Origin of the sequence: Paenibacillus chitinolyticus, from assembly GCF_045038035.1 — a bacterium.
GTDB lineage: Bacteria > Bacillota > Bacilli > Paenibacillales > NBRC-103111 > Paenibacillus_F > Paenibacillus_F chitinolyticus_A.
The window spans coordinates 317,743-339,013 of sequence record NZ_CP173427.1 but is presented as its reverse complement, the minus strand read 5'-3'; the positions used below and the strand labels follow the sequence as shown (position 1 = coordinate 339,013).

Here is a 21,271-nt window from a genome sequence, read left to right as displayed (position 1 = left end):
GTTATATCCTGACTCGTGCTATTAAGCTGCGCTTAAAAAATCACTTCTCAGCATATAACTTCGCTTTACATCAAACCATCAAGGTTTTGGATGATTCTAGTTACATGTTTCGCTATCTAGTTTTCAAGGATCAACTGACTTCGTTACCGCTCAAAGCGGCAAGAAGTATCTTACCACATCACGCATCTTCAGATCAACCCGTAATTTACTGGAAATTACGACCGTTTGGAAGAAGGTTTTGGTGGAGCCAAGCGGGATCGAACCGCTGACCTCCTGCTTGCAAGGCAGGCGCTCTCCCAGCTGAGCTATGGCCCCAAAAGGTATCCTTATGTGGTTGTCAGGAAAATGGTGGGCCCTAGTGGACTCGAACCACCGACCTCACCCTTATCAGGGGTGCGCTCTAACCAGCTGAGCTAAGGGCCCGTATGCTGTGAGTTCTCACTCACTTTGGTCTTGCGTGCTAGCAAGCAACTGCCTGCTCTTTTCGCAAAATAAAAACCCACAAAGTGGGTTCGCTTGGCAACGTCCTACTCTCCCAGGACCCTTCGGTCCAAGTACCATCGGCGCTGGAAGGCTTAACGGTCGTGTTCGGGATGGGTACGCGTGGTTCCCTTCCGCCATCGTCACCAAACGAATTGCGTGGTTTCCGGAGTCGCCAAACTCCAGAAAGGGTTTGTAGCTTGAAAGGTTCTTGCCCTTTCAAAACTGACAACGAGTGATTGAAGGTTGAAGGCGATGCCTTCTTGACTGGGTCCGTTTCAGGACCCGAGTCTCCATAGAAAGGAGGTGATCCAGCCGCACCTTCCGATACGGCTACCTTGTTACGACTTCACCCCAATCATCTACCCCACCTTCGGCGGCTGGCCCCTTGCGGTTACCTCACCGACTTCGGGTGTTGTAAACTCTCGTGGTGTGACGGGCGGTGTGTACAAGACCCGGGAACGTATTCACCGCGGCATGCTGATCCGCGATTACTAGCAATTCCGACTTCATGCAGGCGAGTTGCAGCCTGCAATCCGAACTGAGACCAGCTTTTCTAGGATTGGCTCCGGATCGCTCCTTCGCTTCCCGTTGTACCGGCCATTGTAGTACGTGTGTAGCCCAGGTCATAAGGGGCATGATGATTTGACGTCATCCCCGCCTTCCTCCGGTTTGTCACCGGCAGTCAACTTAGAGTGCCCAGCTTCACCTGCTGGCAACTAAGTTCAAGGGTTGCGCTCGTTGCGGGACTTAACCCAACATCTCACGACACGAGCTGACGACAACCATGCACCACCTGTCTCCTCTGTCCCGAAGGAAAGGCTTATCTCTAAGCCGGTCAGAGGGATGTCAAGACCTGGTAAGGTTCTTCGCGTTGCTTCGAATTAAACCACATACTCCACTGCTTGTGCGGGTCCCCGTCAATTCCTTTGAGTTTCACTCTTGCGAGCGTACTCCCCAGGCGGCATGCTTACTGTGTTAACTTCGGCACCAAGGGTATCGAAACCCCTAACACCTAGCATGCATCGTTTACGGCGTGGACTACCAGGGTATCTAATCCTGTTTGCTCCCCACGCTTTCGCGCCTCAGCGTCAGTTACAGGCCAGAAAGTCGCCTTCGCCACTGGTGTTCCTCCACATCTCTACGCATTTCACCGCTACACGTGGAATTCCACTTTCCTCTCCTGCACTCCAGTCTCCCAGTTTCCGGTGCGAACCGAGGTTGAGCCTCGGGATTAAACACCAGACTTAAAAAACCGCCTGCGCGCGCTTTACGCCCAATAATTCCGGACAACGCTTGCCCCCTACGTATTACCGCGGCTGCTGGCACGTAGTTAGCCGGGGCTTTCTTCTCAGGTACCGTCACCCAAAGAGCAGTTACTCTCCTTGGCGTTCTTCCCTGGCAACAGAGCTTTACGATCCGAAAACCTTCATCACTCACGCGGCGTTGCTCCGTCAGACTTGCGTCCATTGCGGAAGATTCCCTACTGCTGCCTCCCGTAGGAGTCTGGGCCGTGTCTCAGTCCCAGTGTGGCCGTTCACCCTCTCAGGTCGGCTACGCATCGTCGCCTTGGTGAGCCGTTACCTCACCAACTAGCTAATGCGCCGCAGGCCCATCCGTAAGCCACAGATTGCTCCGTGTTTCACGATCTCCCCATGCGGAGAAACCGGTTATCCGGTCTTAGCTACCGTTTCCGGTAGTTATCCCGATCTTACAGGCAGGTTGCCTACGTGTTACTCACCCGTCCGCCGCTAACTATCCGAGAAGCAAGCTTCTCTTCAAGTCCGCTCGACTTGCATGTATTAGGCACGCCGCCAGCGTTCGTCCTGAGCCAGGATCAAACTCTCCGATAAAGTTGTGCCGGCCAATGGCCAGCGGTTTATCTCAAGCTGATTAAGCTCAAACATTCAAAGCTGACGAGAATTTCTTCTCATTTAATGTCTCAATTACTTGAGACGCTTCAATCACTCGTTGTTCAGTTTTCAAAGGACAATCTCGGCTTGTCAGCCTCGTTGTTGGCACCGTGTTTCAGCGGCGACTTAAATAAGATACCACGGGACAAATATGAAGTCAACAATTTTCAAACATACAATTTTAACCATGTGAAATATAAATACCGGCAGCTTACACAAGCACGACTTTAAGAGCGGCCAGAAGCATCAATCCAGGTACTCCTAGAACGGATACGGTCCCTACCGTATAGATGTTGATCGGCAGTTCGAACCGGGTATATCCACTTAACAGCTGTATACCATAAAGAAGAAACGCCGCTACCACAACATGTACACCGATGCTTGAAAAAATTTTGCGGACCCCCGGCTGGCGAACCAGCAAAAACAGCAGAGCTCCGGCCGACAAAGCAAGCATTCCCCATACGGCCGTTTTCATCCCCGCACCTCCGCAGTAATATGATAAGCGGACGTCACGTTCAGTTTTTTAGCTTGCCTGAGCAGCATTTCATAACGTTTTTCCGCCGCCTCCACCGCATAGATGGCATAATCGATCTCGTCTTTTTCCAATGCGTGCTCGAAATGGTGCTGCGCCGTTTTCCATTGCGAAAGGGCCAATCTGATCTCGGCCAGCAGCTCCTGCTTGTCCTGTTCGTCTGTTTTTCGGGTCCCCCGCTGAAACAAGAATGCATTCTTCCTCAGGTCATTCATGCCTTTCCCCCCCTGTACTCATAATCGCCATGAGCCTGTCGCCTTTAATATCCTATGGAGAAGAGAGACCCGATTAGAACCTGTCCGAAAACAAAAAAAGCCGCCTTCATAAAGAAAGGCGGGCCAAATTTTATTTTCAATCAAGAATGCAGTGCAAACTAAGAAGAGAGCCGCCTAAATCTCCCTGCGGCCTTCAAGCGCCTTGGTGAGCGTTACTTCATCCGCATACTCTAGATCTCCCCCGACAGGAAGGCCATGCGCGATACGGGTCACCTTAAGGCCGAAGCCTTTAACCAGCCTGGAAAGATACATGGCCGTAGCTTCTCCTTCTATGTTGGGGTTGGTTGCCAGAATCATCTCTTTAACCTGCTCGTCTCCGAGACGTTTCAACAGTTCGGCAATGTGAATCTGATCCGGTCCAATGCCCTCCATAGGAGAAATGGCGCCGTGCAGCACATGATAATAGCCGTCGAATTCTCTCGTCCGCTCCATCGCAACCAAATCCTTCGGCTCCTGAACCACGCAGATAACGGACCTGTCGCGGCTCTTATCCTGACAGATGCGGCACGGATCGATATCCGTGATATTGCAGCAGACGGAGCAGTAGTGGAGATTGCGTTTGACGTTCACGAGCGCCTTGGCAAAATCAAGCACGTCTTCTTCCTTCATACGGAGAACGTGAAAAGCCAGACGTCCGGCTGTTTTGGGGCCGACGCCGGGCAAGCGTGTAAATGCGTCGATTAATTTGGAAATCGGTTCTGGATAATGCAACGCGGGGTTTCTCCTTTTTGTAAATAAAGATGGAAAAAAGGCTTCTTACGAAGCCCTCTACCTTAAAACAGTCCGGGAATATTCATTCCGCCCGTAAATTTACCCATGTCTTTGCCGGCCAGTTCCTCCGCTTTGTTCAGCGCATCGTTCACGGCTGTCAGAACAAGGTCCTGCAGCATTTCAACATCGTCCGGATCGACCGCTTCCGGCTTAATGGCGATTGCCGTCACTTTCTTATGCCCGTTCGCAGTGACCGTAACCACGCCGCCACCGGCCGTTCCTTCGACGGTTTTGCTCCCGAGTTCCTCTTGGACTTTCAGCATCTGTTCCTGCATTTTCTTCACTTGTTTCATCATTTGGTTCATGTTATTCATATTCCCAACTCCTTCGTCTTAATGGGGCTGATCCCTTATTCATCCTTAATGCTCACCAGATCTTCGCCGAACAGCTTGATCGCTTCGTCCACCCACGGTTCCTTATCGGGTTCCGAGTCTTCGGCTTGCAGCGTCATTTCTTCCCTGGCAGGCTCGGAGGCGCCTTCGCGGGCTTCCTTCCATTCTTTCTGCATGACGGTCGCCAGCTTAAGCGTTTCTCCGAGCGCTTCGGAAATCACCTGCTCAATCAGCTGCTTATTGGCCGGTTTCTCTGTCGTATCACGGTGCATTGCGCTTTTGAAGGCCACCAGAACCGTGTCCCCATGAATCGCGACGGGCTCTCCGTCCACCAGCCAGGCATGAACGGTGATCTTCCGTTCCTTGACCATAGCCAGAATCTGCGTCCACTTGCCGAGCAGGGCCCGGGTGTGGTGGCTTTCGACTGCGGCCGTGAAATCGTCCAGCCTGACCGAAGCCTTGCGCACCGCGGCGTTAGAAGAACGCGGCGCTACCGGAGACCGGGCCGCTTGCTGCGCACCCGCAACGGGGACTCCCCCTTGCATCAGCTTGGCAAGCTGCTCTTCCAGCTGCTGGATTCTGCGGGTAAGCTGGGACAGGGCTTCCGGTTCCGGCTCAGCCGCCGAGCGGGAAACCGGCGCGGCCTCAGACGGGCGGCTTCCGCCTCCCGAAGCAATGGCTCCGCATGCTTTCATAACCGCGACTTCCAAGATCGTCTGCGGCTGCACGGAATATTTCATCTCGCTTTGGTACTGATTCAGCACTTCGATGATCGTGATAAGCTGATCGGTCCCGAAACGGGACGCAACCTGATCCAGCCGGGCGACATCGAAAACGCGTTCCGTCAGCACGGACGAATCCGGAACGAGACGGATCATCAGAAGATCGCGGAAATAATGGATCAGGTTCTCCATACATTTATCCGCGCTCTTGCCTTCCTGCATAAACTGATCGATCAGCTCGAGTGCGGCGCCAATGTCCTGCTCCTTCATGCTTCCGACCAGTTTCTCAAACTGATCCGATGCCAGGCCGCCCGTCATGGCAACCACATCGCTTGCGGCAATGGTTCCCACGGCAAAAGAAGATGCCTGGTCCAGCAAGCTTAAGGCATCCCGCATTCCGCCTTCCGACAGGCGCGCAATGTAGTGAAGAGCCTCTTCTTCGATAGCGATGTTCTCTTCACGGCACACGTAGGCGAGCCGCCCGACCTGCTCTTCCATCGACACGCGGCGGAAATCAAACCGCTGGCAGCGGGAGATGATAGTAGCGGGAAGCTTGTGAGGTTCCGTTGTAGCCAAAATAAAGATAACGTGAGCCGGCGGCTCCTCTAACGTCTTGAGGAGAGCGTTGAAAGCTTCGGTGGTCAGCATATGGACTTCGTCGATGATATATACTTTGTACCGAACTTCCGTCGGTGCATATTTCACTTTGTCCCGGATGTCGCGAATCTCTTCGACACCGCGATTCGATGCGGCATCGATTTCGACGACGTCCATGACCGAGCCCTGGGAGATCCGGATGCAGGCCTCACATTCATTGCACGGTTCTTCGGCAGGCCCGTGCACACAGTTAACGGCTTTGGCCAAAATCTTGGCCGCGCTCGTCTTCCCTGTACCGCGGGGACCGCTGAATAAATAAGCATGGGTAAATCGTTGTTCACGCAGAGAATTCTGCAGCGTCTGTACGATCGGCTTCTGGCCGACTAACTCCCGGAATGCTTGGGATCGCCAAGTCCGGTATAAAGCAATATGTGTCATAGGTTTACTCTCCAATAATTCGTTCTGAATTATTGAACCCATTATACTATAACCCGAGCGGGAATAAAACTCGGAAAGCGCGGGGATCAGATACAGGGGATGCTGACAGTGAAGGTCGTTCCGTAGCCTTTGGACGATACGCGTATATGACCGCCCATATCGTGGATAATCCGTTGGCAGACCGACAGTCCGAGTCCCGTTCCTTCCTCTTTGGTCGTAAAGAACGGATCGAATATTTTATCGATGACATAAACCGGGATTCCGGGGCCCGTATCGTGCACTTCGATATTCACGAATCTGCCGTCGGGATCAAGTTTTTCCGCTATGGTCAGGGTACCTCCATCCGTCAGCGCCTCAATGCCGTTTTTGCATATATTCAGAAAAACCTGCTTTAAAAGCTCCTGGTCGGCGATAACGGGCGGCAGCCCGCTGGATTCCTCATAGTTCATGTGTACTTTATGCAGAATCGCCTCATTGTTGATGATCGGCAGTATTCCTTTGATTACCGTGGAAACGTCGATTTTCTGCAGCAGAACGTTCTTAGGCTTGCCGAGGAGAAGAAATTCGTTAACCAGTTCGTTTACCCGGTTGATCTCATCCAGCATGACATCGATATAACCCTGCTCTTTGGCCATATCCTTGGATTCGAACGTCTTCTTAAGCACCTGCAAAAATCCCTTAATCGACGTTAACGGATTTCTGATTTCGTGCGCCGTACCCGCGGCAATCTGTCCGATCATGGCCAGGCGGTCGCTCCGCTGAACCTGGGCCTCAAGAGACCGTAGGTTGGTCACATCTTTAAAAATAATGTAAGCGCCAACGATTTGATCTTCATTGTCCCTCAGTAAGTTGGAGTCCAGCAGCAGTTCGTACCGTTCTTGATTGTTCATCCAAGACACCGCATGATTCCTTACGATTCTGCCGTCCAGAAGAGTTCTCTCGACAAGCCGGTGTTCCGGAGGGACCGAAGCAAAGATATCTTCTATTCTTTTGAACAGGATGGATTCTTTATGAAAGCCCAGCACCCGGCAGGCCATATCGCTGATATCCACGAGCCGGAATTCGGTATCTATGAGCAGAACGCCCAGATTGACATCCCTTAAAAAGGTACCCGAGAAACGCTGAAGCAAATTTTGTTCCGACATTTCCTCCAGGTCGTCGAGCAGAAAGAGGTAATGAGGCTCGCTGTTCACTTCCGCAAACAGCATGCTGCATTTCTGCAGCTGGATAAACCCCTGACTGTCTTTTACGATCGCGATAGGATACTTGGTGTCCGTCTTATCGCTATCTGTATCGAAATGCCGGCTATAAAAACGGTCAACCGGTTCAGGAAGTTGGATGACCTCCGAAAAAGGCGCCATTTTCATGTCCTCCGCGGTATATCCGGTACGTTTCAAAAATGGTTCGTTTACGTACACCATCTCATTGTGAGCATTGGCTACAATCAAACAGCCCTTGAACATTTCTTCCAATCTTACTCCCAGCTCAGCTGCGGAAATGAACACCCCTATATGATGAAGGCTGGCATCCAACATTTGTCCTTCCCCCTCTTTATAACAGCTTTAAGCCGAAAGACTGCGAATGTTTACCTATTCTCTCATTTTTAGCAATTTCCTTCTATTGGAAAACAAAAATCGACGAACTGTCATTTTTATGTAGAAAAAGAGAACGCAAAAAAAGCCCTCCGCTGCCGGAAGGCTCGTTTTTTGTAATCTTATATAAGGCCGTGCACCTGTTATTGATAAAGCGATACGAACGTACCTTTATCGTTAGCTCAAGTTAGGCAACCCCTCGGCACATGGGCGGTCCTGCTTACGGCTGCTTCCTTCCGGACCTGACCGGGTTCACTGGTGCTCATTGCGAAGGACCCGACTCTCAACACCACGTGTAAAGGCCAGACCTCACATCGACAGTACCTCTAACAGGGATTCAACCCCGCTACAGCGGATTGCGGGCAACAGGGCACCGCTACCTCCCCGTCTAGCACGGCAAAAATAAGTATAGCCCATTGTGAAGCAAAGTGCAACTCCGGGGAGAAACTTACCAGAAGACAGCGACAAGATCCTGGAATAAAAGCGTTTTGCTACCGTTTAACGGTAACGATAAAGCGGTATCTCGGCAATTGCGTGTGCAGATCCTGCTCGGCCTGTGCCCGGATCGCGGCGGCTTTCTCCTGCGGCATTCCGGAAGGGACGGTGAGCTTAACGTAACCGATCGGACCGTTAAACTGAAGATGAGTGTCCACAACGCCCTTCAGCCTTCCCAACACCGACAGCGCGATGTCAGAATCGGCTTGGTAAGTGTGGTAGCCCGGGTTTAACGCCAGATTCGGATTTGCGCTTGTCGTGCCCAAATATCCGTCGCTGGAGTAATTGTACGCTTTCGGACCGGCCGGCTGACCCGGACTGCATCCGGTTATGGCTGCGGCCATCACAAGACCGGCCAATAAGCCTCCTGCGAACCGCTTGACAATAACGTTTCCCAAAGCAAAAACCCCCCTTGGTATCCTGCTTCGTGCAAGGCACGCTATTAGGATGGCCCCGGGGGGTTGTGTTATGCAATCCGAATTGAGGAAAAACCTCGAATTAGATACCGTATTTCTTCTTGAACTTGTCCACACGACCGCCGGCATCGATAAACTTCTGTTTGCCGGTGAAGAACGGATGGCAGTTGGAGCAAATCTCTACGCGGAGGTTCTCTCTAACAGAGCCGCTCTCGAAAGTGTTGCCGCATGCGCAAGTTACCGTTGTTTCGTGATAGTTGGGATGGATCCCTTGTTTCATTCCCATTCACCTCTTTCCGCCCTGGATCTATTCGTCGAACCAGAGTTATGATGACACATAAATTCATTATAGCATGAGTATATCTTTTATTGCAATGGGGTTATTCAAGCTCGCTGGGCACGGTCGAAGAAAGCCGGTATATGCGTGTACGAACCGATCACCACATCGGGCAGTTCCTCACGGTAAATATCCAGCATCTGCTTCATACCCAGAATGTCTCCTTGGGCTTTCGGAATCAGATTCAGATAGCTTTCCGGATCGATATTGAGATTCCTCATCTGGATCAGACGCAGTCCGGTCCGGCGCACAAATTCGATCATCGCTTCCACTTCTTCTTCGCGGTCGGTTACACCCGGGAAAATCAGATAGTTGATCGATGTGATGACGCCTTTGCTCGAAGCGTATTTCAGCGATTTCTCGACGTTGGCGAGCGTGTATCCCCGCGGCTTGTAGTACGCGTTATAGTGATCGTCGAGAGCCGAAATGGTGCTGACCCGCATGAGGTCAAGCCCCGCGTCTACAATTCCGCGGATATGATCGCTTAACCCGGCGTTGGTATTGATATTGATATAGCCCATATCGGTACGGCTGCGCACTTCGCGCATGGCCTCGATAATAAGCTTGGCCTGCGTGGACGGCTCGCCTTCGCAGCCTTGACCGAAGGAAATAATGCTGTCCGGCGTCTTGAGATGCTCCAGCATAACCTCGGCGAGTTCTTTAGCCTGCGGCTTAAAGTTCATCCGTGTCTGCGGAGCGGGAAATCCGCTGTCGTCGGGCTGTTCGGAGATGCAGCCGAAGCAGCCTGCGTTGCAGGAGAAAGAAACCGGCACCGCGCCTTCCCAGCGGTTCAGGAAGGTATTTGACGCGGTCAGGCATTCGTATTCCAGCGCGCATTTGGACAGGTGCTCGTATAGGCGGTTCTCCGGATACCGGGCGCGCAGCTTTTCAACGCTGACCTCCAGCTCGTCCGGATCGCAGTTGCGCGGGTTCCACGGTTCCGGGTCGTCGCACTGTTCCGCGGCAACGTAGAAAGCCCCGTCTTTCCACACGACGGCTGTGTAACCGAATAGAGGAAACTTCTCCTCTTTATCGGTTTTCACGTAACCGGGCAGCATAAGTCGTGTAAAGCCCTGAGGCAGAAGCGCGCCAACGGCCGCAAAATCCCCGGGCAGAACTTCCATTTCGCCCGTTTCCGTGTTGATCCCGACCGCTCTCGTATGAGGCAGACTTACCAGAGTCGCCCCCTCCGGCAGCGGGATCAGCTCTTCTTCCAATAGTTCCACAATCTGATCGGCACTCCGTCCGAGCGCTTCGTAATCGGGATGATCGAATACATTCCCGGACGGGTCCGCATAAACCACATTCATTGTCAGGTACTCCTTTGAATGGGGATTGAAGTGAATTTTTCAGCAACCTATACTCAGGAAGCGGAATTTTTCATTTTCCCTTTACCCAACGTTACGTTCCCGTTGTTGGTCTCCAGGGAATCCAGGAATTCCTGATTCGTCTTCGTCTCACCCAGTTTCTTGATAAAAGCTTCCGTATATTCATAAGTATCGTTCATGCTCTTGCGCAATCCCCATACCTTCTCGAGTTCTTCTTTGGTAAGCAGACTTTCTTCGCGGCGCGTGCCCGAACGGCGGATATCGATAGCCGGGAATGTACGGCGTTCCGCAAGTTTACGGTCCAGATGAAGCTCCATATTCCCCGTGCCTTTAAATTCTTCATAAATGACGTCATCCATACGCGATCCCGTTTCGACGAGCGCGGTGGCCAGAATGGTCAGGCTGCCGCCTTCTTCGATATTCCGGGCGGCACCGAAGAAACGCTTCGGACGATGAAATGCTCCCGGATCAATCCCCCCGGACAATGTACGGCCGGACGGCGGAACAACGAGGTTGTAGGCTCGAGCCAGACGGGTAATGCTGTCCAAAAGAATGACGACGTCCTTCTTATGTTCGACAAGACGCTGCGCCCGTTCCAGAACAAGCTCCGCTACCTTGATGTGATTTTCCGGCAGCTCGTCGAAAGTGGAAGCGACCACTTCCCCTTTGACGGAACGCTGCATATCGGTCACTTCTTCCGGACGTTCGTCGATCAGAAGAACGAATAGCTCGATCTCCGGATAGTTCGTGGAAATGCTGTTCGCGATTTCTTTGAGAAGCAGGGTTTTCCCCGCTTTCGGAGGCGCAACGATCAGACCGCGCTGTCCGAGACCGACGGGCGCCATAAGGTCCATGATTCTCGTCGAGAGCTTCTCGGGAGACGTTTCGAGAACAACCTTCGTCTGCGGATACAGCGGTGTGAGAGCCGGGAAGTGCAGACGTTCGGACGCCGTGTCGGGGCTTTCGCCATTGACGGCTTCCACGTGCAGAAGTCCGAAATAACGCTCGTTCTCTTTCGGCGGACGGCATTTGCCGGAAACAAGATCTCCTGAGCGGAGGTCGAATTTACGGATCTGGGAGGCAGAAATGTAGATGTCCTCCGTACTCGGAAGGTAGTTAATCGGACGCAGGAATCCAAATCCCTCCTGCAGAACCTCCAGAACTCCTTCCATAAACATGAGGCCGCTTTCCGCCGCCTGGGCCCGCAGAATGGAAAAGATGAGCTCTTTTTTCTTAAGCTGCCCATAGTATGGGATCTGATATTTTTTGGCGAGCTTATAAAGCTCCGTAAGCTTGAGTGCCTCCAACTGCGCGAGGTGCATATCCATTCTATTCAACCACCAAACTAGTAAGTTATTAATTCCATAAATCTAAAAAGCTAGTACCCAGTGTTGCCCTAAGGCCGCTATCTTATTCCGGGCCTATTCTTCGCCGTTCTCGCGCCATACTTCCGCGCCAAGTAAAGTCAGGTTAGCAACAAGATTGTCATAACCGCGGTCAATATATTCCACGCCTGTAACCTCCGTAACATCGGACGGCACGGTAAGACCCGCAATAACCAAGGCTGCGCCTGCCCGCAGGTCGCTTGCTTTCACTTTCGCCGCACTTAGCGTGCCACCCTCGATGATGGCTGTCCGGCCCTCTACTTTGATCTTGGCTCCCATGCGGACCAGTTCAGGCACATGCTTGAACCGGTTGCTGTAGACAAGGTCCGTCAGCATGCTCACACCGGTAGTCTGCGTAAGCAGACTCGTCATCGGGGATTGAAGGTCCGTCGCAAAGCCGGGATAAACCAGCGCTTTTACATCTATACTGTCGTAAAGAGCTCGACCCACCACGCGGATCGACTCATCCATCTCGTGAATTTCAACGCCCATTTCCTGCAGCTTGGCCGTCATCGCTTCCATATGCTTCGGAATAATATTATCTACCGTTACGTCTCCCCGCGTCGCGGCTGCGGCAATCATGTAGGTCCCCGCCTGGATACGGTCAGGGATAATGGAGTGCCGGCAGCCGTGCATCTCGTCTACCCCTTCGATGCGGATTGTTTCCGTTCCGGCTCCTTTGATTTTCGCTCCCATAGAGTTCAGGAGTGTTGCTACATCTATAATTTCAGGCTCTTTGGCCGCATTTTCAATCAAAGTGAAGCCTTTGGCACGGGAGGCGGCAAGCATGATGTTGATGGTTGCGCCTACACTGACCATATCCAAATAAATTTTGGCTCCGCGGAGCTGTTTGGCCCGAATATGCAGCGAGCCGTTCTCATTCGAAATTTCGGCGCCCAGCGCCTCGAACCCTTTGATATGCAAATCAATCGGACGCGGCTCGAAATTGCAGCCGCCCGGCAGACCGATTATGGCCTCGCCGAATCTTCCCAGCATGGCTCCCATGAGATAATAGGAGGCTCTAAGTTTCTTTACGTTGCCGTTGGGCATCGGCTTGCTCTTCATCGCGCTCGGATCGATAATCATCTGCTCGTTGTTCCATTCGATGGAAGCCCCGAGTTCGCTAAGAATTTCTGTATAGATAGCCACATCGCTAAGGTGCGGCAAATTGTCCAAGGTAACCGTCGATTCGGCGAGTATCGCGGCGGGTATTAAAGCAACGGCACTGTTCTTGGCCCCGCTGATTGTTACTGTCCCTTTGAGCGGACGTCCGCCTGCGATCATTAGTTTTTCCATAATGCGTTATCTTCCCCCTGCTTCCGGTAGATAGCTTAGCTGCTTAACTACAATTTGTAAAAAATCAAAAGTGACCTGCTGCAACAACTAGAAGCAGCTCGTGTTTGGCTGCAAACAAAATAGAAGGCCGCCCGTTAAATCGGAGGCTGGCTTCCGGCTCACAAAATAAACATATCAAATAGAAATCAAGCGTACATATCTAAATAAAACGCAGTTTACGTGCGTTGTCAACTTTTAAGGGAGTATGAGGCGTCTGGGATGGATACGGAACCTAAAATAGAAGAGAGAAATGCATCCGTTAAGATGCATTTCCCGTCTCTGTCTCTATCTGAATCGGTATTAAGCTTGGTTAGCGCTGCCGAACAGTTGAATTTTGGATTTCACGACTTCAACCATCGCTTTGCGTGCTGGGGTGAGGTATTTGCGAGGATCGTATACTTTAGCGTCGGCACCGAGAACTTCACGGATAGCGGCAGTAGCGGCCACTTGGTTCTCCGTGTTCACGTTAACTTTGCCTGCGCCCGCTGCGATCGCTTTCTTGATCATTTCGTCGGGAACGCCGGATCCGCCGTGAAGAACGACAGGAATCGGGATCGCCTGCGAAACTTTCTCGATGATGTCAAAGTGAATGTTCGGCTCGCCTGCATACATGCCGTGTGCAGTTCCGACCGCGATTGCCACACAATCGACTCCGGTTTCTTCGTAGTAGCGGATCGCTTCTTCCGGCTTAGCCAGGTTAGCATCAGCTTCGTCTACGGAGATATCATCTTCAACGCCGCCGATCGTTCCAAGCTCGCCTTCAACGGAAACGCCCATTGCGTGCGCGGCTTTTACGACTTCTTTGGTCAGGCGTACGTTCTCTTCATAAGAGTAGTGGGAACCGTCGAACATAACGGAGCTGAAGCCGGCACGGATACATTTCATGGCCACTTCGAAAGAGCTGCCGTGGTCGAGGTGAAGGGCAATCGGAAGGCCGGATTGCTTGGCAGCCGCTTCCGCGATCGCTACCGTGTATTCGATCCCCATATACTTGAGCGCGCCTTCGCTGACACCGAAAATGAACGGAGAGTTCAGCTCCATAGCCGCTTCCGTGATCGCTTGGGCAAACTCCAGGTTGTTCATGTTGAACTGGCCTACCGCAAACTTGTTTGCTTTAGCCTTAGGTAAAAATTCATTCATTGAAACCAATGGCATGATTTCTTCCTCCTACTGTGTGTGTTGGCTTGATCGTTTTTAAGATGCGCTGCCGCTCTTTTTGTCATACGGTGTTATTATAGCACACTCCCTGACAAAACGTAACCGAGCCTGCCGGATGACGTGAAAGTTTTCACAAAAAAAGGACCCTTGCAATCAGGATCCCAGCGGTGTAGTTTCAATCAACTGCGTATGGACAGCCAGCCGCAATTCGTCGATATCGAACGGTTTTGTAAAATGCATGATGGCCCCGAGTTCCGTGGCTTCTTTGATCATATCCAGCTCTCCGTAGGCGGTCATCATGATGACCTTGATGGAGGGATCGATACTTTTGACGTGCTTCAGAATATCTAAACCGTCCATGCCTGGAATTTTCATATCCAGAAGGACCAGATCGGGAGAATGTGTTTTAACAATCTCCAAGGCGGTTTTGCCGTTAGGCGCTTGATGGGTTTCGTAACCCTCGTTGCTGAACACTTCCATAAGAAGCATCCGGATTCCATTCTGATCGTCTACGATTAGGATTTTTTTACTCACGGGAAAGCCTCCTTCCACAAGCTCAAGGCTGAGTTCCGAATATGAACTTTGCAGCCGTGCGAACTCGAACTCCCCCCTACTTCGCTATCGACTTGCCGATTTCCTCCCTACCATCCGGGAGAATGAACAAATAAGTAAAAAAAAAGAAAAATCCCGGCTATTACGCCCGGGATTCTTGCTTATAGGTAAAGGCTGCTTTCACGAACTCACGGAAAAGCGGCTGCGGACGGTTCGGACGGGACGTAAATTCCGGATGGAATTGAACGGCCAGGAACCAAGGGTGGTCCGGAAGCTCGACGATTTCGACCAGACGGCCGTCCGGAGAAGTACCGGAGATGCGCAGTCCTGCGGATTCGATCATTTCACGGTATTCGTTGTTAAACTCGTACCGGTGACGGTGACGTTCGTACACAAGCTCGTCATTGTAGCACTGCATGGCCAGGGAACCTTCCGCCAGTTTACAAGGATAGAGTCCCAGACGCATCGTTCCGCCAAGGTTCTCGATATCCTTCTGCTCCGGCAGCAGGTCGATAACCGGGTAAGGCGTGACCGGGTTGATCTCGGAGCTGTTCGCTCCCTCGAGGCCGGCAAGCGCGCGCGCATACTCGATCACCGCAACCTGCATACCCAGGCAGATACCGAAGAACGGAATCTTCTTCTCGCGCGCATGGCGGATGGCGATAACCTTGCCCTCGATACCGCGGTCTCCGAAGCCGCCCGGAACGAGAATGCCGTCCACGCCGCCGAGAAGCTCGTCCACGTTGTGATCGTATACTTCTTCCGCGTTGACCCAGCGGATCTTCACTTCGGCTCCGTTGTCGATGCCGGCATGGCCCAGAGATTCCACGATGCTGAGGTAAGCGTCATGCAGGGCGACATACTTGCCTACGATGGCGATCTCGGTCGTTTCTTTCAAGCCTTTGACGCGCTGGACGAGCTGTTCCCACTCGGTCATGTCCGGCTGCGCCGCGCCGCCGAGCTTCAGGTGATTGACGACGATATCGTCAAGCCCCTGCTCTCTGAGCATCATCGGCACTTCGTACAAGGTCTCGGCGTCCAGGCATTCCACGACCGCTTCCGGATCGGTGTCGCAGAACTGGGCGATCTTGCGCTTCATGTCTTCCGTAAGAGCATGCTCCGTACGGCAGACGATCACGTGCGGCTGGATACCGAGGCTGCGCAGCTCTTTTACGCTGTGCTGGGTCGGTTTCGTTTTGACTTCGCCCGCGGCTTTGATGTAAGGAATCAGGGTGACGTGAATGTACATCACGTTCTCGCGGCCAATGTCGCTCTTGATCTGACGGATCGCTTCGAGGAACGGAAGGCTCTCGATATCGCCCACGGTTCCGCCGATTTCGGTGATCACTACATCCGAACCCGCTTCGCGGCCGGCACGGAACACGCGGTCCTTGATTTCATTTGTAATGTGAGGAATAACTTGTACCGTTCCGCCCAGGTATTCGCCTCTGCGCTCTTTGGTAATAACGGAAGAATACACTTTACCCGTCGTTACGTTGGAGTTCTTAGAGAGATTGATGTCAATAAACCGTTCGTAGTGACCCAGATCGAGGTCAGTTTCGGCGCCGTCGTCCGTTACGAAAACTTCCCCGTGCTGGTAAGGGCTCATCGTCCCCGGATCGATGTTAATGTAGGGGTCAAACTTCTGGATGGTCACTTTCAGACCCCGGTTTTTGAGCAAGCGGCCCAGAGAAGCCGCCGTGATGCCTTTACCGAGCGAGGAAACGACACCCCCGGTTACAAAAATATACTTAGTCATCTGAGAACTCCTTTCGAGCATATCTAAATTCTTGGGTGCATAAAGGTTCGCCGTACAAAAGTGGGGGACCGAACGCCTGAGTGCCTGCCGCATATGCGGCAGTCCAAGAAAACGGCCGGTCCCTTCTAGGCTTCCACCAAAACCTCCGGGACATCAAATAATGTCCCTGAAAAAACAAAAAAAGTGACACCCGTGGTATACGGGGCACTTTTTATATGGCGTAAATTTGGTCGTTCTTTTTAAAGCCCATGCAATAGTTTACTAAGAACGACATCCTCTGTCAAGAACCGCCACGATGAATTATTTATCCTTCTCGTCGCCGGCCTCGAAATCTTCATCGTCGTCGGAATCATCGTCGGATTCTTCATCCACTTCTTCGTCGATTTCGGCGTCTTCCAGCTCTTCGTCCAGCTCTTCTTCCTCGAAGAATTCGGTGTCTTCCTCTTCCTCTTCTTCCTCTTCTTCTTCTTCGGCGTCATTCTTGTCGAAACCGTCCGCCGTGAAGGTATCGTACTCTTCTTCTTTGTATTCTTCTTCCTCGGAGTACGGATCCTCGTCGAGATCGTCGTCCTCGTCGTTGATGATACGCGGACGCTTGGCGTTGCCTACGGCATCGTCCGATTTCTCGACCGGATACCAGCGCTTCAGGCCCCACAGGTTTGTTCCGACGCAAGCAAAACGGCCATCGATATTAATCTCTGTATATAGTTGGGCAATGACATTCATCGTTTCATTTTCGGCCAAGCCTTTGATTTTCGCGATTTCCTGCATCAGGTCGCGATAATAGAACGGCGTGTTGGCCGCTTTAAGCACCTCAAACGCCAGATCCACCATCGGCATTTCCGCGGCTTTTTCCGGCTTGATTTTCAGTGTGTACGGGCTACTCATTTGTGGCACTTCCCTTCACCGTATTAACAATACTTTAACTACCTTATCCCATTTCATCCTTAAGTAAAACCTATTTTATGTAAAAATGCAACTCCCGCCCGCCTGTCCCCCGAAACAAGAGTAAAAGCGAAGGTTTCCCTCCGCTTTCCGACTGTATCCTGCGGTTACGAACGAAACGGCGATCCGCTCGTCCCCGCCCCTTGAAACCGAGAGATGTTTCACCTCTCCCTTTATGTTATGTAGGCAAGAGCACGTTGACACGGCGATGCACCTATTTATTTGGAAAGGGGCCTTAATCTCAGTCGGGCCCCCCGACCTGTACATATAATAAGCCAGAATCGCACCTTCGGTTTATGGGAGGAATGGGGCTTTGGACTCGAAACGATTGCTCATGATGCTGCATGAAGAAATCCAGGCATCGCAGGGGGAGCGCCGGCACATCATTCTTTTCCAGAGCGATCGGGATTACCGGCAGGTCACCGAGCTTATCCGCATGCACAAAGATACACTCTCCAGCCTGTCCTCCGTCTATGATCTGAAACTGATCCGGGGGATCTCTTGCCCAATCCGTAACCGTGCGGAACTGATTAAGCATCCCGCCGTTCTCTCTATTGAAGAGGATGCGTCCATAAATATCCAGCTGCGGCCCAGAAAAACATTAAAGACATCGGAAATCGTCGAAAAAACGTCCGAAGGCTCTCAGTTTATCCCCTGGGGCGTCCAACAGATCAAAGCTCCGGACGTATGGAAAAAAGCTAAGGGAAGCCGCGTCACGATCGGCGTTATCGACACCGGCATCGACTACTACCACCCGGATTTGCAGGCCTCGGTCGCCCGGGGCATCAACCTGCTCAACCGCAACCAGCCCGCCTATGACGACAACGGACACGGTACACATATAGCCGGAACCATCGCCGCGGCGGGACGGATAGGTATTGTGGGGGTAGCTCCAAAAGCCATCATCCACGCGGTTAAAGCATTCGACATGAACGGGAGCGCGTTCGTTTCGGACATTGTGGCGGGTATCGACTGGTGTGTGCGCAACGGCCTGGACATCATCAATATGAGCTTCGGGATGAAAACGTACAGCCGGGCGCTGGAGGAAGCGGTGATAAACGCTTATCAATCCGGCACCATCGTCGTCGCTTCATCCGGCAACGACGGCAAAGGAGCCGCGATCGATTATCCGGCGCGTTTCCCGAGTGTCTTCTCCGTAGGAGCCACGACCAAGGTCAACAAAGTCGCCCCCTTCAGCAACCGCGGCAAACGCATAGACATTTTTGCGCCGGGGGAAAGCATCTATTCCTGTTGGCTGCACGGCAAGTACAACGAGCTCAGCGGCACCTCGATGGCGACGGCGCATGTGAGCGGTGTCATCGCGCTCATGCTGTCGGTTAGGCCCTCCCTGCGGCCGCAGCAGATCAAGCAGATTCTCCGGCGGAGCGCAACGCCGCTCACCAAAGCGAAGCAGCCGGAAGGCACGGAAGCCCCCGGCCTCATCCATGCGAGGCGCGCCGTTACCGCCCTGCTCAAAACAAACAAAGCCTGACGCCGCTAAAAGCGTCAGACTTTGTTTGATTTGGTGCGCCGCGAAGCGGCAAGGCCGCGACCTGCGGAGCAGAGCGGCTACTACGGGTGCGAACCCGTAGAGCGGTACGCCGGGGGCTGTCCCATTCTACGGGAATGGACAGCCCGGTCGGACCAGCCGAGCGAAGCCGCCCATGCTCTGCCGCTGTGCGGCGCTGCACGGCGCTCCGGCAGCTCACGCGGCACTTCTCCCACAGCGGCTGTGCCTCAGCGTGCCCGCGGCCGCTTCGTTGTGTCCAGCCCGGCCGGAGTCTACATCCGGTCCGGAGCGGATACGCCTACGAGTGCCAGCACGTTGGCGATAACGGTGCGCAGCGCGCCCAGCAGCGCCAGGCGGGCCTGTGTCTGCTCCGCATCCTCGGTGATGACGCGCTCCGCTCTGTAGTAGCTGTGGAACAGCCCGGCCAGATCGTACACGTAGCGGATCAGGCGGTGGGGCGCATACAGCTCGGCCGCGACGGCGACTTCCTGCGGAAGCTCGCCGATTTTGCGCAGCAGCTCATACTCGGCTTCCGTCGAAAGCCGGGACAAATCCACCTGCGCCAGCCCGCGCAGCTCCACACCCTGCTCTTCCGCCTGCCGGAAGATGCTGCAAATCCGTGCATGCGCATACTGCACGTAGAACACGGGATTCTCATTGGATTTGGAAATCGCCAAATCCATGTCGAAATCAAGATGCGAGTCCATGCTGCGCATCGTGAAGAAGTAACGGATGGCGTCGACGCCCACTTCGTCCATCAAGTCTTCCATCGTGACCGCTTTGCCGGTACGCTTGGACATTTTAACCTTCTCGCCGTTCTGGAACAGGCTCACCATCTGGGCGATAAGCACCGTCAGACGGTTCGCGTCGTAGCCGAGCGCCGTCATGGCCGCTTTCATACGCGGAATATAGCCGTGGTGGTCCGCTCCCCAAATATTGATCAGTTCGTCGTAGCCGCGCTGGAACTTATTCCGGTGGTAAGCCACGTCCGGCGTCAAATACGTGAAGGAACCGTCGTTTTTGATCAGAACACGGTCCTTATCGTCGCCAAGCTCTGTCGTACGCAGCCAGGTTGCTCCGTCCAGCTCGTACACGTAACCGGATTCGCGGAGTTTGCCGAGCACATCGTCGATCAGGTTATTTTCATAAATGGAAGTTTCGGAAAACCATTCGTCAAACTTGACGCCGAACCGTCCTAGGTCGCGCTTGATTTTATCGAGTTCTTTTTTCAGCCCGTACTGGCGGAAATAGGCCAAACGCTCGTCCTGTCCGAGTTTGGTCAGGCGGTCGCCCTCTTCGGCCGCCAGCTCGCCGGCGAATCCTTTAATATCTTCGCCGTGGTAGCCGTCCTCCGGCATCTGGGCATCCTGCCCCAGAGCCTGCAGATAGCGCGCTTCGATGGATTTAGCCAGGTTGTTGACCTGATTGCCCGCATCGTTGATGTAATATTCACGCGTAACGTTGTAACCGGCGAGAGCCAGCACGTTGCACAGAGCATCGCCTACCGCCGCGCCGCGGGCGTGTCCGAGGTGCAGGGAACCTGTCGGGTTTGCGCTGACGAATTCCACCTGAACCTTGCGTCCTTGCCCCACGTTCACCGCGCCGTAGCGGTCCGACTGCTCCGCCACTTGCGCAAGAATCGGATAGAGGTAGCTTTTGTCCATACGGAAATTGATAAACCCGGGGCCCGCGATTTGAACTTCCGCGATCTGGGCTTTCTCTTTGTCGAGTTTCCCGATCAATTGTTCCGCAATCGCGCGGGGATTCTGCTTGGCAATCCGGGAAAGCTGCATGGCCAGGTTAGTTGCAAAATCACCGTGAGACTTATCTTTCGGTACTTCCAGCACAATCTCGGGAAGCTCCGAAGCCTGTACGAGTCCCGCCGCGACCGCGGCCTCGCCTATCGTTACTTTAAGCGTTTCTTTTACCTGCTCGAGCACATTCATCTTACATCCTCCTGAATCGTTAACGATAATGTATATAAACCGGCGTGTTCCTCGCCTACATACAGGTCGTAGCTCCAATCAATAACGCCGATGCCGTCTTGGAGATTCCGGACGTACGTCCGCGTGCGGGTTTCCATGGGGATAGAGCCCTCGGGCATCCGGTACCAGCCTGTCCGGGAATGACCCGCGACAAACGTCTGCTCGGAGCCGACCTGTCCTTTTCTCGTAATCTTAAGCTCCTCGGGACCCGCTTTTACCATCGTCGAGGTGCTGCCCATTTCTTCGGATGTCTCCTGGTAGAGGACATATACTTTTCCCTCCCGGATGTACAGCTCTCCGCTGGCTTCCTGTATGATCGATTCCTGTCCGGCAACGCTAGTTATGCGGATACGGACGTTTTTCTTGTTGGACATGACCCGAACGCTCCGTTCTTTCTTGACTGTGCCCTGCCGC

Annotated in this window: 18 protein-coding genes, 2 tRNA genes, 2 rRNA genes and 1 other RNA gene; 1 reads left to right on the top strand and 22 read right to left on the bottom strand. The window is 53.1% G+C overall.

The window, feature by feature from the left end:
* Positions 1–239: 239 nt before the first annotated feature.
* The 20 genes from ACI48J_RS01500 to rpoE all read right to left on the bottom strand — a co-directional run bounded on the left by ACI48J_RS01500 (position 240) and on the right by rpoE (position 17,305).
* Positions 240–315: transfer RNA gene (locus ACI48J_RS01500), tRNA-Ala, on the bottom strand.
* A gap of 31 nt (positions 316–346) precedes the next feature.
* Positions 347–423 (bottom strand) — tRNA-Ile (locus ACI48J_RS01495).
* 91 nt (positions 424–514) lie between these two features.
* A 5S ribosomal RNA gene (gene rrf / locus ACI48J_RS01490) occupies positions 515–631 on the bottom strand.
* 148 nt (positions 632–779) lie between these two features.
* Positions 780–2,333: ribosomal RNA gene (locus ACI48J_RS01485) — 16S ribosomal RNA — on the bottom strand.
* A 271-nt stretch (positions 2,334–2,604) separates the two neighbouring features.
* Entirely contained in the window at positions 2,605–2,868 is a 264-nt protein-coding gene (locus ACI48J_RS01480) for a pro-sigmaK processing inhibitor BofA family protein (protein WP_009671598.1), read from the bottom strand.
* A complete protein-coding gene (locus ACI48J_RS01475; protein WP_405081358.1) occupies positions 2,865–3,140 on the bottom strand; it encodes a DUF2508 family protein in 276 nt (91 codons plus the stop codon). Before ACI48J_RS01475 ends, ACI48J_RS01480 begins: the two co-directional genes overlap by 4 nt.
* Positions 3,141–3,314: 174 nt before the next feature.
* Positions 3,315–3,911 (bottom strand): recombination mediator RecR, encoded by a 597-nt coding sequence (gene recR / locus ACI48J_RS01470; protein ID WP_405081356.1) that lies wholly within the window; start codon positions 3,909–3,911, stop codon positions 3,315–3,317.
* Between the two features lie 62 nt (positions 3,912–3,973).
* Positions 3,974–4,285, bottom strand: a complete 312-nt coding sequence (locus tag ACI48J_RS01465) for a YbaB/EbfC family nucleoid-associated protein (RefSeq protein ID WP_009671602.1) — start codon at positions 4,283–4,285, stop codon at positions 3,974–3,976.
* A gap of 35 nt (positions 4,286–4,320) precedes the next feature.
* Positions 4,321–6,060, bottom strand: a complete 1,740-nt coding sequence (dnaX, locus tag ACI48J_RS01460; RefSeq protein WP_405081355.1) for a DNA polymerase III subunit gamma/tau — start codon at positions 6,058–6,060, stop codon at positions 4,321–4,323.
* 86 nt (positions 6,061–6,146) lie between these two features.
* Positions 6,147–7,595 carry an ATP-binding protein gene (locus ACI48J_RS01455; RefSeq protein ID WP_405081353.1) on the bottom strand — a complete coding sequence of 483 codons (1,449 nt, stop codon included), beginning with the start codon at positions 7,593–7,595 and terminating at the stop codon, positions 6,147–6,149.
* 189 nt (positions 7,596–7,784) lie between these two features.
* An RNA gene (ffs, locus tag ACI48J_RS01450) (signal recognition particle sRNA large type) lies at positions 7,785–8,049 on the bottom strand.
* Positions 8,050–8,143: 94 nt separating this feature from the next.
* Positions 8,144–8,545 (bottom strand): hypothetical protein, encoded by a 402-nt coding sequence (locus ACI48J_RS01445; RefSeq protein WP_326051046.1) that lies wholly within the window; start codon positions 8,543–8,545, stop codon positions 8,144–8,146.
* A gap of 100 nt (positions 8,546–8,645) precedes the next feature.
* Positions 8,646–8,843, bottom strand: a complete 198-nt coding sequence (rpmE, locus tag ACI48J_RS01440; RefSeq protein WP_016423669.1) for a 50S ribosomal protein L31 — start codon at positions 8,841–8,843, stop codon at positions 8,646–8,648.
* 104 nt (positions 8,844–8,947) lie between these two features.
* Positions 8,948–10,210, bottom strand: a complete 1,263-nt coding sequence (locus ACI48J_RS01435; RefSeq protein WP_326051043.1) for a radical SAM protein — start codon at positions 10,208–10,210, stop codon at positions 8,948–8,950.
* A gap of 53 nt (positions 10,211–10,263) precedes the next feature.
* Complete coding sequence (rho, locus tag ACI48J_RS01430; protein ID WP_009671576.1) at positions 10,264–11,556, bottom strand: transcription termination factor Rho; 1,293 nt, start codon at positions 11,554–11,556, stop codon at positions 10,264–10,266.
* A 93-nt stretch (positions 11,557–11,649) separates the two neighbouring features.
* Positions 11,650–12,909 (bottom strand): UDP-N-acetylglucosamine 1-carboxyvinyltransferase, encoded by a 1,260-nt coding sequence (locus tag ACI48J_RS01425; protein WP_042235207.1) that lies wholly within the window; start codon positions 12,907–12,909, stop codon positions 11,650–11,652.
* A 339-nt stretch (positions 12,910–13,248) separates the two neighbouring features.
* Entirely contained in the window at positions 13,249–14,103 is an 855-nt protein-coding gene (fba, locus tag ACI48J_RS01420) for a class II fructose-1,6-bisphosphate aldolase (protein WP_009671622.1), read from the bottom strand.
* A gap of 156 nt (positions 14,104–14,259) precedes the next feature.
* Entirely contained in the window at positions 14,260–14,640 is a 381-nt protein-coding gene (locus ACI48J_RS01415) for a response regulator (protein WP_103997954.1), read from the bottom strand.
* A gap of 160 nt (positions 14,641–14,800) precedes the next feature.
* Entirely contained in the window at positions 14,801–16,417 is a 1,617-nt protein-coding gene (locus ACI48J_RS01410) for a CTP synthase (RefSeq protein ID WP_326051039.1), read from the bottom strand.
* A 300-nt stretch (positions 16,418–16,717) separates the two neighbouring features.
* The gene (gene rpoE / locus ACI48J_RS01405) at positions 16,718–17,305 is read right to left on the bottom strand and encodes a DNA-directed RNA polymerase subunit delta (protein ID WP_405081352.1); all 588 of its coding nucleotides are present in this window, start codon (positions 17,303–17,305) and stop codon (positions 16,718–16,720) included.
* Positions 17,306–17,675: 370 nt separating this feature from the next.
* Between rpoE and ACI48J_RS01400 the strand changes: the two genes are divergently transcribed.
* Complete coding sequence (locus ACI48J_RS01400) at positions 17,676–18,854, top strand: S8 family peptidase (RefSeq protein ID WP_405081351.1); 1,179 nt, start codon at positions 17,676–17,678, stop codon at positions 18,852–18,854.
* A gap of 290 nt (positions 18,855–19,144) precedes the next feature.
* Here ACI48J_RS01400 and argS read toward each other — a convergent pair whose 3' ends face one another.
* Both argS and ACI48J_RS01390 read right to left on the bottom strand, forming a co-directional pair.
* Complete coding sequence (gene argS, locus ACI48J_RS01395) at positions 19,145–20,818, bottom strand: arginine--tRNA ligase (RefSeq protein ID WP_405081350.1); 1,674 nt, start codon at positions 20,816–20,818, stop codon at positions 19,145–19,147.
* Complete coding sequence (locus tag ACI48J_RS01390) at positions 20,815–21,231, bottom strand: DUF1934 domain-containing protein (RefSeq protein WP_405081349.1); 417 nt, start codon at positions 21,229–21,231, stop codon at positions 20,815–20,817. Before ACI48J_RS01390 ends, argS begins: the two co-directional genes overlap by 4 nt.
* Positions 21,232–21,271: the final 40 nt, after the last annotated feature.